Annotated in this window: 11 protein-coding genes and 1 tRNA gene; 6 read left to right on the top strand and 6 right to left on the bottom strand. The window is 65.3% G+C overall.

Going from position 1 to position 14,618, the window contains the following annotated elements:
• Window positions 1–21: 21 nt before the first annotated feature.
• Entirely contained in the window at window positions 22–252 is a 231-nt protein-coding gene (locus tag XI04_RS26685) for a hypothetical protein (RefSeq protein ID WP_028142267.1), read from the top strand.
• A gap of 70 nt (window positions 253–322) precedes the next feature.
• Here XI04_RS26685 and XI04_RS26680 read toward each other — a convergent pair whose 3' ends face one another.
• From XI04_RS26680 to XI04_RS26670, 3 genes are read right to left on the bottom strand one after another with little or no spacing between them, the layout of a single operon-like run.
• Complete coding sequence (locus tag XI04_RS26680) at window positions 323–2,284, bottom strand: molybdopterin biosynthesis protein (protein WP_271608452.1); 1,962 nt, start codon at window positions 2,282–2,284, stop codon at window positions 323–325.
• Between the two features lies 1 nt (window position 2,285).
• Window positions 2,286–3,392 (bottom strand): molybdopterin-binding protein, encoded by a 1,107-nt coding sequence (locus tag XI04_RS26675; RefSeq protein ID WP_271611304.1) that lies wholly within the window; start codon window positions 3,390–3,392, stop codon window positions 2,286–2,288.
• 54 nt (window positions 3,393–3,446) lie between these two features.
• Window positions 3,447–4,274, bottom strand: a complete 828-nt coding sequence (locus tag XI04_RS26670; RefSeq protein WP_038949543.1) for a substrate-binding domain-containing protein — start codon at window positions 4,272–4,274, stop codon at window positions 3,447–3,449.
• A gap of 380 nt (window positions 4,275–4,654) precedes the next feature.
• Here XI04_RS26670 and XI04_RS26665 point away from each other — a divergent pair, with 380 nt between their 5' ends.
• Both XI04_RS26665 and XI04_RS26660 read left to right on the top strand, forming a co-directional pair.
• Entirely contained in the window at window positions 4,655–5,548 is an 894-nt protein-coding gene (locus tag XI04_RS26665) for a helix-turn-helix transcriptional regulator (RefSeq protein WP_028142263.1), read from the top strand.
• A 98-nt stretch (window positions 5,549–5,646) separates the two neighbouring features.
• On the top strand, window positions 5,647–6,861 hold the full coding sequence (locus XI04_RS26660; RefSeq protein WP_028142262.1) for an ABC transporter substrate-binding protein: 1,215 nt from the start codon (window positions 5,647–5,649) through the stop codon (window positions 6,859–6,861).
• A 129-nt stretch (window positions 6,862–6,990) separates the two neighbouring features.
• Here XI04_RS26660 and XI04_RS26655 read toward each other — a convergent pair whose 3' ends face one another.
• Entirely contained in the window at window positions 6,991–7,953 is a 963-nt protein-coding gene (locus XI04_RS26655) for a TAXI family TRAP transporter solute-binding subunit (protein ID WP_028142261.1), read from the bottom strand.
• A 107-nt stretch (window positions 7,954–8,060) separates the two neighbouring features.
• Here XI04_RS26655 and XI04_RS26650 point away from each other — a divergent pair, with 107 nt between their 5' ends.
• Window positions 8,061–9,035 (top strand): Bug family tripartite tricarboxylate transporter substrate binding protein, encoded by a 975-nt coding sequence (locus XI04_RS26650; RefSeq protein WP_028142260.1) that lies wholly within the window; start codon window positions 8,061–8,063, stop codon window positions 9,033–9,035.
• A gap of 323 nt (window positions 9,036–9,358) precedes the next feature.
• Window positions 9,359–9,434, top strand: a tRNA-Ile gene (locus tag XI04_RS26645).
• A 188-nt stretch (window positions 9,435–9,622) separates the two neighbouring features.
• On the opposite strand, the gene XI04_RS26640 is transcribed toward XI04_RS26645, so the two are convergent.
• Window positions 9,623–12,733, bottom strand: coding sequence for an efflux RND transporter permease subunit (locus tag XI04_RS26640; RefSeq protein ID WP_028142259.1), 3,111 nt, complete (start codon window positions 12,731–12,733; stop codon window positions 9,623–9,625).
• On the bottom strand, window positions 12,733–13,836 hold the full coding sequence (locus XI04_RS26635) for an efflux RND transporter periplasmic adaptor subunit (protein ID WP_038949707.1): 1,104 nt from the start codon (window positions 13,834–13,836) through the stop codon (window positions 12,733–12,735). Before XI04_RS26635 ends, XI04_RS26640 begins: the two co-directional genes overlap by 1 nt.
• Before the next feature lie 196 nt (window positions 13,837–14,032).
• Here XI04_RS26635 and XI04_RS26630 point away from each other — a divergent pair, with 196 nt between their 5' ends.
• Complete coding sequence (locus tag XI04_RS26630) at window positions 14,033–14,611, top strand: TetR/AcrR family transcriptional regulator (RefSeq protein WP_028142257.1); 579 nt, start codon at window positions 14,033–14,035, stop codon at window positions 14,609–14,611.
• Window positions 14,612–14,618 lie beyond the last annotated feature (7 nt).

Below are 14,618 nucleotides of genomic sequence, written 5' to 3'. Positions count from 1 at the left end.
GGACGTTGCCCCGGATGAGCCATGGCCGACTCGCTCTTGGAAGTCATTTTCGATGTTGTCGATATCGCGTTCGATGTTTCGGACGCAATCGATCGCACGAAGCAGCTGGGCAAGCCCGACACCGTGGAAGTCCCGCCGGACCCGAAACCGTTGTCGGCCGCCGCCCAGCGTGCGCTCGCCGAAGCCGAGGAACGGGAGCGCAAACGCGGTCAGTCCGATCAAGCCGCCAGCCGCACCGACCAGGCATCGTAGCTGCAGACCCAGCCGGTATCAGTCCGCTCCTTCAGCCGAATATTTGATGCGCGAGGACTCTGCGCCGTCGCTACGCAGGCCGGAATCCCGCCCGCTCCAGCGCGGCGCGCGCCTCATTCGAGCCAAGCGCATCGAGAAACGCCTGCACCGCCGGCCGGTCTTTGCGCGCCGTGACCAGCGCGAAGTCATAATGCTCTTCCGCGAACGGAATGAAACCGAGGCAGGCCGCTTGGGCGACCGGCGCAATGGTCATGCCCCAGTCGGCACGGTGCTGCGCAACAGCTGCCGCAACTGCATTGTGCGACCGCGGCTGGTTCCAGTAGCCTTCCGGGCGCGCACCGCCGAGCAGCCGGTCGATCAGGATGCGCGTGCCGGCGCCCTGGTTGCGGTTGACCATGATGCAGGCGGGATCAGCGAGAGCAGCGGCGACGGCCTCCTTCGCACCGAGGCCCTCGAAACGCCTGTCGTCCGTGCGGAAGACGATGCCCTGCATCCGACGCCAGCCCGGTACGAGCTCGAGCCCCTCGACGAGATAGGGCGAGTTGTAGGTCTCGCTCTTGTCATCGAACAGATGGATCGGCGCCAAATCGCATTCACCGCGCTTTGCGGCCGCGAGTCCACCGAGGCTGCCGACGGCAATCGAGCGCACGGCCAGGCCGGCATGCGCGAGCTGGGCGGTGACGAGATCGAGGCCGGTGCAATGGCTGCCGACGATGACGAGATCGGGCACGCGCACATGCGGCGTGAACAGCGTCACCTCGGCTTCGGTCCCGGCCGGCATCTGGTCGGCGAGTGCGTCGATGCGCAGGAAACCATCGGCCTGAGCGAAGGACGTGATCGCACCAGACCCCTTGCCGGAGGGGTAGGCGATCAGGCCGTCCCTGCCCTCGACCAGCGACACCATGACGAACTCGGTGCGGCCGAGCTCGGACGCAATGCGCACCGGCACGGTCGCGTTCACCTTGGCATCCGAGCGCGGCGGCAAGCCAGCCAGCTTGCGCAGCACCGGCACGATCATGTCGTGGAAGGTAAACATCGCCGAGGTCGGAAAGCCCGGCAGGATCACCACCGGCTTGCCGTCGCACACCGCAAGGCACAACGGCTTGCCAGGCTTGAGCGCAACGCCATGCGCGATGATGCCGGGCTGGCCGAGCCGGCCGATGATGCGATGCGATAAGTCGCCCGCGCCTTTCGAGGTGCCGCCCGACAGGACCAGCATGTCGGCGTCCGCCAGCGCGCGGCGCATCGCGGCCTCGAGCCTGGCTTCATCGTCGGGAATGGCGCCGAGGAAGACCGCTTCGCCGCCGTTCTCGTCGATCGCAGCGGTGACGATGGCGCCGTTGGTGTCGTAGATCGCGGCGGGCGGAAGAGCCCCGCCGGGTTGGACCAGCTCGTCACCGGTGGAGATCACGGCGACACGCGGCCTGCGCGCGACGGTCACCCCGGCGACGCCGCAAGCCGCGAGCATGCCGATCTCGCGCGAGCCGATGATCGTGCCGGCACGCAGCAGCGCCTCGCCGCGCGCAATGTCGGATCCGGCGTACGACACGAATTGCCCGGGCGAGACCGCCCGACGCACGTCGATCGCATCAAGGCCAACCGGCTGGGTGTGCTCGACCATGACGACCGCGTCGGCGCCACGCGGCAACGGACCGCCGGTGGCGATCGGCGTTGCGGTTCCCGCTGCCACCTGGAGCGTCGGCGCGGTGCCGCAGTGGATGGTCTCGCCGTTCAGCGTGAGGCGCCGAGGAGCGCCTTCGCCAGCCGCCGCAAGGTCTGCCGAGCGCACGGCAAAACCGTCGACATTGGAGCGATCGAAAGGGGGAACGTCGATCGGCGCAGTGATGTCTTCAGCGAGCGCCACGCCGAGCGCATCGCCGAGCTTGCGCTTTTCGCTCGGAACGGCGCGCGGGAACAACGCGGCCTCGAAGCGCGCCAGGGCCTCCTCGCGCGAGAGGATCTTGAGGAACTGCTCCTGTTCGAGCGCGCTGCGGATTTGCGATTGCGGGTTCATCGACATGCCAAAACCCATATCATTCCCACATTAGATAGGCATCGACCGGCACGCCTGCCGCAAATCCCTCGTGGCTGTCAGGAATGAGCAGCCATGCATCCGCACCGGCAATGGCGTGGAGCGGCCATTCGCCCACGGCGAGCGGCGTCCAGCCGTGATGTTCCCTGGCCAGCAAAGCGATCTCGACGATGCCGACGCTGGACGCGATTTTTCGCGCAAGCGGCAGGCTCACCTGCCGGCGCGGCCGGCGCAGCGATAATCGGTCGATGAGCGGAAGCACGAGCGCGAGCCACACCGCCAGCGCATGATCCGGCGAGCCCGGCAAGGCGACGACGGGAACCTTTCCGAGCTTCGCGACCGCGGCGGTACGCCCGGGCTGAAGCGCAAGACCGTGGGCGATCACATGACCACGCTGAGCCAGCGCGGCGACGGCCGCATCGCCGCGGCCAACTCCGCTGCCGCCGACCGTCAGGATCAGATCGCAAGAGGATATATCCAGCGCATCGGCAATCGACACCGCATCACGCGCGCCGGCCTCATGCGTCTTCACATCCACTCCCGCGGCGCCCGCGATCGCGGCGATCATATGCATCGTTGCCGTTGCACCCGGCACGTTGACGATGCTCAGCCGGGGCCGACGCACGCCGAGCTTGTCCAAGCCGGCAACGCGCGCGAGCAGCAGATCGGCCGCGGCGACCGGTTGGCCCTCGGCGCCGGCCGGCGTGCGCGCCGCGATGTCGCTGCCGCCACGCCTGACGCCCTGCCCCGGCACGCCCTCCGCCAGCACCTGCACGAGCGGCCCCGATGGATCGACCGCGTCGGCATCGAGTACACAGTCGCAGCCGTCGGGCATCGCGTCACCGGCTTCGACCCACACGGGCGCTTGTGTCAACGGCAGCGGCGAATAAGAGGACGCGCCGACGAGATCGTTGGCGCAGAGCGCCCAGCCGTCCGCGGCGGCGATGTCGTGATGCGGATGGGCCGCAAGCAGCGGCGTGCCCGCCGCGATGCAGCCGGCCGCTTCGCTCAGCGGCAACTCCACCGGTGCGAGCGGTTCAAGCCCGCTCAGCAACGCGGCGAGCGCGGTGTCGAGCGGGGTCAGCGATGGCGGCAGGCGCTGGGTCATGCGCCATGGTGGACCATGCATCGCCCGGTTTGGCAACCACCGGCGATACCGCCGTCAACCGCCCGACCTATCCGCATTGGGGAAGAATAGCTGCTGCCCGTCGACCTTGTAGCCTGCGATCGCCGTCTGCCCCTCCGGCGAGGTCAGCCAATCGATGAAGGTCTGCGCGAGATCCTTCTTCACGTTCGGAAACTTCTCGGGGTTCACCAGCATCACGCCGTACTGATTGAGCAACCGCCGGTCGCCTTCGACGACGATATCGAGATCGCCGCGATCCCTGAAGGCGATCCAACTGCCGCGATCCGACAGCACATAAGCATTGGCGGCGCGCGCGGCGTCGAGCGCCGAGGCCATGCCCTGCCCGGCCTCGCGATACCAGGCGCCCTTGGCCCCGGCGATGTCGATGCCGGCGACGATCCAGAGCGCCAGCTCCGCAGCATGCGTGCCCGACCGATCGCCGCGCGTCACGAACGGCGCGCCCTTGGCCTCGATCGCCTTCAGCGCCGTCGCGATATCCTTGCCCTTGACGCCGGCGGGATCGTTCTTCGGCCCGATCAGCACATAGTCATTGTACATCACGTCGAAACGCTTCACGCCAAACCCGTCGGCGACGAATTTCTCCTCCTGCGGTCGCGCATGCATCAGCACGACGTCCGCCTCGCCTCTTCGCGGCCCGTCGAGCACCTCGTCGGCGCGCCGCGCGATCACCGTCACGTCGACGCCGGTCTTGTCGCGGAAGATCGGAAGCAGATAGTCGAGCAGACCGGACTCCTGCGTCGATGCGGTCGAGGCCAGCACGATTGCGCGGTCTTCCGCGGACGAGGCCGCAACGCCCGCGGTGAGGCCGCAGAAGAGCGCGAATGCAGCGGACAGGCGGCCCATGATCAGGTTCCCATTGGCTATGACGCGATCATGATGATGATCGATTGCGCCGCACTCGTGACGTGTTTGCGCGCTGCGACGCCCCATGCGAACAACAACAGATAGAATTTAAATCAAGCCACTACCGGCGGCAGGGCTTGGACCTAAGGCGGCAATCGCGCGGCTCGGGAAATTTCGGCAACGCAGATCGGCATGCCGATTGCCATCGCCGGCGATGAGCGCACGCTGCAGGATCATTCACCAAAGCAAAAGACGCGCGTGAGGATGTGTTGCAAAGCAGCGAGATGATCAGGCATGGTCCCGGAAGACGAGAATTGAAATGCAGAATTCCACCTGCGTCGAACGTCAAAAAGAAGCAAGAATTTGCATAGGAATGCAGGATGGAATTCCTGACGACCAGCGAAGCCGCCGACTATCTTCGGCTCGGCGAACGCAAGCTCTACGAACTCGTCACCACCGGCGCGATCCCCTGTACCAAGGTGACCGGGAAGTGGCTCTTCCCGCGCCACGAACTCGATCTCTGGGTGCTCTCTGGCCTCGCGCGTCCGGCCGGCATGCTGATCGCGGAGCCGCCGCCGGTCGTGGGCGGCAGCCAGGACGAGCTGCTGGATTGGAGCCTGCGCGAATCCGGCTCGGGCCTGGGATCGATGAGCGAGGGTAGCGTGCGCGGGCTCGAGCGCTTGCAGCGCAACGAGGTGATGGCGGCGGCGATACATTTCCACGGCCTGGATGCTTCCGACGATCTCACTGGGGATGCCAGTGTCGAAGCGCTGCGGGCCGCTCCGGATTTGCATGATGCGGTGCTAGTCGCGTTCGTGCGCCGCGAACAGGGTCTCGTGCTGCCGCAAGGCAATCCCAAGCATCTGCACGGCCTGACCGACGTGCTCGCGCTCGGCGCCCGGATGGCGATGCGGCAACAGGGCACGGGCGCGCAGATGCTGCTCGACGTGCTGCTGAAGCGCGCGGGCGCCACGACGCGGGATTTGCGCCGGGTCGAGACGCCGGCCCTCACCGGACCGGATCTCGCGGAACTGGTCCGCGCCGGCCAGGCCGATTGCGGCATCGCGACGCGCGCCGCCGCGCGTTCGGCCGGCCTCGATTTCGTGCCGCTGGTCTGGGAGAATTTTGACCTCGCGATGCGGCAGCGCAGCTATTTTCGCCCCGCCATGCAGGCCTTGATCGGATTTCTGAACGAGCGGCGGCTGCGCCAGCGCGCCGAGGAGCTGACCGGCTACGATCCCTCACCCGCAGGACAGATCCGCTTCGCAGCCTGACATTGACGCCCGCCCCAAAATAGTTGCAAAAGAAACCAATTCAGCCGGGCATACCCGGGGCAACACCGGCCAACGTGCCGGAACAGGGGAGGACAAGCATGAATCCAATCAGATTTGGACTGCCGGTCGCGGCCGCCTTGACGGCGGCGCTGCTGTCCGGTGCGGCATCGGCGCAGGTTTCCGACAACGTCGTCAAGATCGGCGTGCTCACCGACATGAACGGCCCGGCCTCTGCACCGACCGGCCAGGGCTCGGTGACGGCGGCGCAGATGGCGATCGACGATTTCGGCGGCACCGTGCTCGGCAAGCCGATCAGCGTCGTGGTCGGCGACCATCAGCTCAAGGCCGACATCGGCGCCTCGCTCGCGCGGCGCTGGTTCGACGTCGAGCAGGTCGACCTGATCGTCGACGTGCCGGTCTCGGCGGTCGGCCTCGCGGTGCAGAACATCGCCAACGAGAAGAAGCGGCTGTTCATCACCCACTCCACCGGCACCGCCGATTTCCACGGCAAGTTCTGCTCGCCTTACGCGATCCAGTGGGTGTTCGACACCCGCGCGCTCGCGGTCGGCACCGCGGACGCCGTGGTCAAGCGCGGCGGCGACAGCTGGTTCTTCATCACCGACGATTACGCCTTCGGCCATTCGCTGGAGCGCGACGCTTCCGCGGTGGTCACCGCCAATGGCGGCAAGGTGCTGGGCTCGGTGCGGCCGCCGCTGGCGACGCCTGACCTCTCCTCCTTCGTGCTGCAGGCGCAGGCCTCCAAGGCCAAGATCATCGGCATCGCGGCCGGACCGCCCAACAACATGAACGAGATCAAGACCGGCTCGGAGTTCGGCGTGTTCAAGGGCGGCCAGCAGATGGCGGCGCTGCTGGCGCTGATCACCGACATCCACGGCCTCGGCCTGCAGGCGGCGCAAGGCCTGCTGCTGACCACGTCATTCTATTGGGACATGGATGACAAGACCCGCGAATGGTCGAAGCGCTATTTCGCCAAGATGAACAAGATGCCGTCGATGTGGCAGGCCGGCGTCTATTCATCCGTGATGCACTATCTCAACGCCATCAAGGAATCCGGCACCGACGATCCGCTCAAGGTCGCAGCCAAGATGCGCGAAAAGCCGATCGAGGATTTCTTCTCCCGCAACGGCAAGCTGCGGGAGGACAATCTGATGGTCCACGACCTCTGGCTGGTGCAGGTGAAGACGCCGGAGGAGAGCAAATATCCGTGGGACTATTACAAGATCCTCACGACCATCTCGGGCGACAAGGCGTTCGGTCCGCCGGACCCGGCATGTGCGATGGTGAAGAAGTGACCGGCAACGCAAGCTAGCTGCAACGTCATGGCCGGGCTTGTCCCGGCCATCTACGTCTAGCCGCGCAGACAGAAGAACGTGGATGCCCGGGACAAGCCCGGGCATGACGAGCGCGGGTGTGGTCGCGAGCTACTTCATAACTCCAATCTCGCGGAAGTACTTTGCGACTCCCGGATGAATTAGCTCCGGCCTCGGCGCTGCGGCAACCGTGTTCGACGCCGTGGTCTCGCAGGCCTGCGCGAGCTTCTTGCAGAAATTCGTCTCGACGCCGTGCAGCGTCTTCGCCAGGCGATAGGCAATTTCGTCGGGCAGATCCTCGCGCGTCAGCACAAAGCTCCAGGACCCGAGCGAGGCGATCGGCGCGGACTGGTTCGGATAGCTATTGGCCGGCACCAGCAACGGCTTCAGAAAGGAATGCTTGGCGCGGATGCGCGTCATCTCTTCAACATCAGGCGCGATGAAGCGCGCGCCTGACGCGCTCGATGCGACCGCGGCAAAGCCGGGCCAGCCGATGCCGGCGCCCCAGAGCGCGGCGACGCGGCCGTCCTCGACCATCGCGGGACCGTCGCCGGCGCGATCGAGATAGATGGCCTTGAAGTCCTCATCCTGCCTCAGCCCGAGGCCATCCAGCACATAGCGCGCCAGGATCGGCAGGCCCGAGCCCTTGGCGCCGAACGCCACGGGCTGACCGACGAGATCGCGGATCGTCTTGTAGGGACTGTCCGCGCGCACCACGAACATGCCGGGGTTGGAATAGATCGCCGTGAGTATCTTCAGCCGAACCGGCGCACGCCCGATGCCGGCAAAGGCCTCATAGGCCGGCTCGCCTGCGACCAGCGCGAGATCGAGCTCGCCCTTCTCCAGCAGCGGAATGTTCTCGTTGCTGCCCTTGGTGTTGCGCGGGGCGATGGAGATTTGCGGATCGGCCGCGTTCATCACTTCGGCAAAGGCGTTGCCATAGAGTGGGAAGCCGCCGCCGGGCGTCGCGGTGCCCAAGCTGATCGTCGTGGTCGGAATGGCCGTGCCTCCGGTTTGAGCAGCAGCGGGGCTGGCGAGCAGCACTGCAGCAAGAGCGATCATCGCGAATCTCATGGTCATTCCCGGCGGGCCTGCGTCAACACCGACTTGCGGCGATGTAGGCAGGGAGCGGATTTTGTGAAAGCATATCGCCCAACGACAATAGAACAATGGGAGGCGTCATGTTGCGAATTTTGCGGTGCGGTTTTTTTGGGCTCGCAGTCCTCACAGGTCTTTTCAGCGCCACGCCTCCCTCCTCCGCCGCCTATCCCGACCGCCCCGTGCACTGGCTGATTGGATTTGCCGCCGGTGGCCCGGTCGACATCGTGGCGCGGATCATGGCGCAGTGGCTGTCGGACCGTCTCGGCCAGCAATTCATCGTCGAGAACCGCACGGGCTCCGGCGGCAACATCGCTGCCGCCGCCGCGATCAACTCGCCGGCCGACGGCTACACGTTGCTGTTCGTCGCGCCCAACAACGCGATCTCGACCTCGCTCTACAAGAAGCTGCCGTTCGACTTCATCCGCGACACCGTGCCGGTGGCCAGCATCATGCAGCTCACCAACATGCTGGTCGTCTCCAACGCGTTCCCCGCGAAGACGGTTCAGGAGTTCGTCGACTACTGCAAGGCCAATCCCGGCAAGATCTCCTTTGCCTCATCCGGCAACGGCACCTCGGTGCACATGTCGGCCGAGCTGTTCAAGGTGCTGACCAAGTGCGACATGGTGCACGTGCCCTATCGCGGCTCCGCCATCGCCTTCCCCGACATCATCTCCAACAAGGTGCAGCTGATCTTCGACAATCTGCCTTCGGCCATGGAGCAGGTGAAGGGCGGCAATGTCCGCGCGCTGGGCGTGACCTCGCCGCAGCGCTGGCCGAGCGTGCCCGACGTACCCGCGATCGCCGAGACCGTGCCGGGCTTCGAATCGGTCGGCTTCTACGGCATCTCCGCGCCGAAGGGCACCCCAAGCGAGGTGATCGAGACCCTCAACAAGGCCGTCGGCGAAGCGCTGAAAGACCCGAAGCTGGTGGCGCGCCTCACTGAAGTCGGCGGCATCCCCAAGCCGATGACGCCGGCCGAGTTCGGCAAGCTGGTCAATGATGAGACGGAGAAGTGGCGCAAGGTGGTGGAGTTCGCCGGGGTCTCGGTGGACTAGCGGCAGCTCAGCGGCGAGCCGGCAGGACATCGGAGGGGACCCCGGAGGCCCCCTCCATCAAATATCGCAAAACAACCCCATGCACAGTAGACGAGTCTAATAATTTCAATGGGTTACGGGGGACAAAAAGCGGCCCGCCGCGGGGCGTTTGCTCCGTCGGGCAAAACAGGGGATATACAGACATCGTCATCAAATTCGGTTATCCGAAACTGCGCGCCCGGCGTTCTCGCGAGCCAGAGCCAGCATTGCACCCCCGCCCCCATCCCTGTAAACGAACCGCGCACCGTTGCCGGCCGCGCGTTCCCGCGAGCCGTCTCGCGGCGGGGCCTGTAGCTCAATGGTTAGAGCCGGCCGCTCATAACGGTCTGGTTGCAGGTTCGAGTCCTGCCGGGCCCACCACGCTTCGCCCTGCGGGCTACGCGCGGCACAGCCACGCAACGACCGAAGGGCGAACGGTCCGGCGTAGCTGGAGCAAAGCGGACGCGAAGACGGACTTCGGCCGCGAGCTTCGGCCCGGCAAGCCAGCGCCACACATCAAGAGCGAAGCGAGTGAAGGCTGCCGCGCCGCCGGCTGATCAGAGATAGCCCTACTCGGCAGCCATTGCTGTTCGCAACTCCGGTTTGTCCGTCGCGCTCACAGGGATCTCATCCGCAGTCGGCTTGATGCGGAACCACGCGGCATACAGCGCAGGAAGGAAGAGCAGGATCAACACCGTGCCGACTGCCGTGCCGCCGATCAAGGTATAGGCCATCGATCCCCAGAAGACGGAGTGTGTGAGGGGGATGAACGCGAGTACGGCCGCAAGTGCGGTCAGGATCACGGGCCTCGTGCGTTGCACCGTGGCTTCGATGACGGCGTGGTAGTCGTCGAGGCCCGCCGCGCGGTTCTCCTTGATCTGTTCGGTCAGGATCAGGGTATTGCGCATCAGTATCCCGGCCAGTCCGATCAGTCCCAGAATCGCGTTGAATCCGAAGGGCTGGTTGAAGATCAGCAACGCAGGCACGACGCCGACGAGACCAAGCGGTGCTGTCAGCATGACGAGGGCCATCATCGAGAATGATCTGACCTGAAGCATGATGACGATCAGCGTTGCGGCGATCATGGCGGGAAAGACGGTCGCGAGCGCGTCATTGGCCTTCGTGGCCTCCTCGATCGAGCCGCCGGTCTCGATGCGATAGCCGGCCGGAAGCGATGCGATCAGCGGCTGGAGGGCTTTCACGATGTCCTTGGAGACCTCGGGAGGCTGCGTCGCCTCATTGATGTCCGAACGAATCGTGACGACCGGCGTGCGATCGCGGCGCTTCAGGATCGGCTCTTCGAGCTGGACTTCCGAATGGCCGATCTGGTCGAGCGGAATCAGACGGCCGTCTCGGCTCGTCAGTGAGAAGTCGGCCAACCGTGTCGGATCCAGCCGCTCACCGCCGGCGCTGCGCGCCACGATCGGGACATTGCGAATGTCCTCGCGGACCTGCGTGACGGCGATGCCAGTGAGGAGGAACTGGAGCTGCCGCCCGACTTCCGCCGGCGAGAGGCCGATGAGGTTCAGCCGATCCTGATCTGGAATGAAGCGGAGCACGGGTGTGCGATTGCCCCAATCCCGATTGGCTTGTCGCACGTCGGGAACGCCCCGCATGACCTCGACGGCTTTTTCAGAGAGCGCGTACAATTTCGCGGGATCGGGGCCCATCACCCGAAACTCCACCGGGAACGGCGTGTAGGGTCCGAAGACGAGCTGGGTGACGCGCACACGCGCTTCCCGGGCAAGGCCGTGTGATACCGCCTCCCGGAGCCGCTGCTTCAAAGCCTCGCGCGCCTCGGCGTCTGGCGTCAGCACGACGATCTTGGCAAAGGCCGGATCGGGGAGCTCCGGCGCCATCGCGAAGAAGAAGCGGGGCGCGCCCTGACCGACATAGCTGGTCACGATCTTCGCCTCGGGTTGATCATGCAGCCAGCGTTCGAGCTTCTCGACGGCGGCGGTCGTCGTCTCGATGCTGGTGCCTTCCGGCAGGCGAACCTCCACGAGAACCTCGGGGCGATCCGACGTCGGGAAAAACTGCTGCTTGACCGCGCCCATGCCGAGGCCGGACAGCGCGAAAGCGATCACGACGAGGCTGCAGGTCAGGAACTTGTGGCGCACGGCCGAGGTGATGACCCGCCGCAAGCGCCGGTAGTTCGGCGTGTCGTAGATCGCGTGGTGGCCGCCCTCGATAGGCTTGATCGCGGGCAGCATCTTGACACCAAGGTAAGGCGTGAAGATCACCGCGACGATCCAGGAGACGATGAGAGCGAACCCGACGACCCAGAAGATGTTGCCGGCATATTCGCCGGCGGTCGAGCGCGCGAACCCCACCGGCAGGAACCCCGCGATCGTCACGAGTGTGCCCGAGAGCATCGGCGCCGCAGTGTGGCTCCATGCGTAGGCCGCCGCACTGAGGCGGTCCATCCCCTCTTCCATTTTCACCACCATCACCTCGATGGCGATGATGGCATCGTCCACGAGCAGGCCAAGCGCGAGGATGAGAGCACCGAGCGTGATGCGATCGAAGAATCGGCCCGTTTCCAGCATGATGAGAAACACGACGGCCAGCGTCAGAGGGACTGCGGCGGCCACGACGATTCCCACGCGCCAGCCGAGGCTGAGCAGGCTGACCAGCAGCACCACAGCGAGCGCCATTGCGAATTTGATCATGAACTCGTCGACCGCGGAGGTGATGTTCACGGCCTGATCGGTCACCTTGTCGAGCGTCATCCCGAGCGGCAGTGTCCGCGCCAGGGCTGCGGACCTCTCTTCCAACGCCTTGCCGAGCGCCAGACCGTTCCAGCCCTCCTGCATCACTGCCGCGAGCATGATCGTGGGCTCGCCCTGGTGCCGGATGATGTAGGTGGGAGGATCCTCGTAGCCGCGACGAACCTCGGCGATGTCGGACAGCTTCAAGGTTCGTCCCGCAGCGACGATCGGCGTGTCGGCGATCGCCTGCACGCTGTCGTAACCGCCGTCGACCCGGATGAAGACCTGTGGCCCGCTCGTGTCGATCGAACCTGCCGGGGTCACCGTATTCTGCCGCTGCAAGGCGGCAACGATATCCTGTGCCGACACGCCGAGCGTTGCCAGCTTGGGATAGGAAAACTCCACGAAGATCTGCTCGGGACGTTCGCCGAAGATATTGATCTTCTTGACGCCGGGCACATGCAGCAGGTCCTGGCGGATCACCTCCGCCTTCCTGGCGAGCTCACGCATCGGCATGCCCTTCGCCTTGAGGGCGTAGAGCGCGAAGCTCACGTCCGAATATTCATCGTTGACGAAGGGGCCGAGCACGCCGGCCGGCAGCTTGCGGGCTTCATCTCCGAGCTTCTTGCGAGCCTGATAAAACTCTTCCTGGACGCTCGATGGCGGCGTGCTGTCCTTCAGCGTCACCGTCATGTACGCATAACCCGGCCGCGTCGTCGTCTCCACCCGGTCGTACCAGGTCAGCTCCTGAATCCGCTTCTCCAGGGGTTCGGCGACCTGGTCCTGCATCTCGCGTGCCGTCGCACCCGGCCACACCGTCGTGACCGTCAGGGTCTTGATGGTGAAGGACGGGTCCTCGGCCCGCCCGAGCATGAAGAAGGCGTAGGCGCCTGCTGCCGCCAGCAGAATGATAAAGAACAGGGTGACGGCCCGCTCGCGAACGGCGACCGCGGAGAGATTGAAGCTCATCATTTGCTCCCGCCGTCGGAGGCGGTCCTGACGCGAGCGCCCTCGTGCAGGAGGTGAGCGCCGAGCGAAACAATGGGATCAGCTGAGCTTGATCCAGAGATAATGGCCGCTTCGCTGGTCACGCGCAGAAGCTTGATGGGGCGAAAGTGTACGGTCGAGCTGCCGCTGTCGAACACCCAGACGCCCGTTGTCCTGCCGTCATCGAGCACGGCGCCCAGCGGCACCTGGACTTCCGGCTGACTGTCCTGGCTTGCGAGCCGAATGGTGACTGTCGCGCCGAGCGGTGCTGCCGCCGCCTCGCCGCCGAGCACGTAGCGGGCCTCGTAAGTCCGGGTCTGCGCGTCGGCAGAGTTCGACAATTGGCGCAGATGCGCCGCGTAGCGGCGTCCATCGCTTCCATACAGGCTGGCCTCGGCGAACGAGCCGATCGCCGGCCGGATCGTTTCGGGAAGCGCCACCACGGCTTCGCGAGGCCCGGACTGCGCAAGCCGAACGACCGCCTGGCCGGCCGAGACCACTTGGCCGGGCTCGCCAAGCGTTTGGGTGACCGTGCCGTCCGCGTCTGCCACCAGGATGGAATAGGTCGCCTGGTTCTCGGCGACCCCTGCCTCGGCTTCGGCCGCGGCGAGCTGCGCCTTGGCTGTATCCGAGGCGGCCTTCGCCTGCTCGTAGCGCTGCTTGGACGTCCATCCGTCGTTGACCAGGTTGGCATATCGCCGCTCATCGGCATCCGTCTGCACGACTACCGCGCGAGCCGCGGCCACGGCGTTACGCTTCGCCGCAAGCGCAAGGCGGAGGTCGGTCTCGTCGATCCGCATGAGAGGCTGCCCGGCTTTGACCTGCTCGCCGACATTCACCAGCCGCTCGACGATCTTGCCGGCGACGCGAAAGCCGAGATTGCTCTCCACCCGCGCGCCGATGGTGCCTGTGAACCCGCGCTCGGAGCCGTTCACCCGCGCGGCCTTCACCAAGCTGACCATCGGCGGCTCCTGCCTCGGGTCGCTCACGGCAGAGGCCTTTGGGGTGAAAATGCCGAGACTGACGAATGTGGCCACCCCCGCCGGGATCATAATACCGGCCAAAACGGCAGTTCCCCTTTTCATGACAGTCTCCTGTGCGATTTAGATTTCGTTCGAACTCTATATCGAATTAGAGGTCGACCACAATCTAAATTTGGCGACCTGACGGGAACGTGATCTCAGGAAATCACCGGTCCAGCTGCAACTGCCCACTTGATAGATGTCATTCGACATCTATATTGGACATAGATTTCGACTGAAATCCAAATGGAGGAGAACGATGCGCGTCAGTCGCGTTCAAGCCGCGGAGAACCGCCAAACCGTGATCAATGTGGCAAGTCGCCTCTTCAGGGATCGCGGCTTTGACGGCATTGGCCTCAAGGATCTGATGGAGGGGGCCGGGCTCACCCAGGGCGCCTTCTACAAGCAGTTCGCGTCCAAGGAGGACTTGGCGGTCGAGGCATCCAAGCGCGCGTTGGAGAGCGCTTCCGGCCGATGGTCGGACGCGGCCGCGCGCAATCCTGACGATCCGCTCAGCGCAGTGATCGGATTCTATCTCAGTGCAGATCATCGCGAAGAGAGAATGGACGGCTGTCCGATCGTGGCCCTCGGCGCGGACGCCGCCCGGCAGGGTCCCGACGTCAAGGCCGAGTTCGAAGCGGGCATCAAGGCCCATCTCGACGTGCTCGGCCGCTTCATCGCCAAGGACGGCGACCAGGGGTCCAGAGACAAGGCCATGGCCATTCTCGCGACGATGGTCGGCGCCGTGACGCTGGCGCGCGCGGTCAACGACACCGACCTCGCACGAGCCCTTCTGGATGCCGCAGCCGCGCTGGTCCGTGAAGCCGCCGCCGCTTGAACGACCG

The sequence above is a fragment of the Bradyrhizobium sp. CCBAU 11430 genome (assembly GCF_028128855.1).
GTDB lineage: Bacteria > Pseudomonadota > Alphaproteobacteria > Rhizobiales > Xanthobacteraceae > Bradyrhizobium > Bradyrhizobium ottawaense.
Note: the sequence above shows the minus strand (reverse complement) of the source record. Positions and strands in the feature narration are given on the sequence as shown.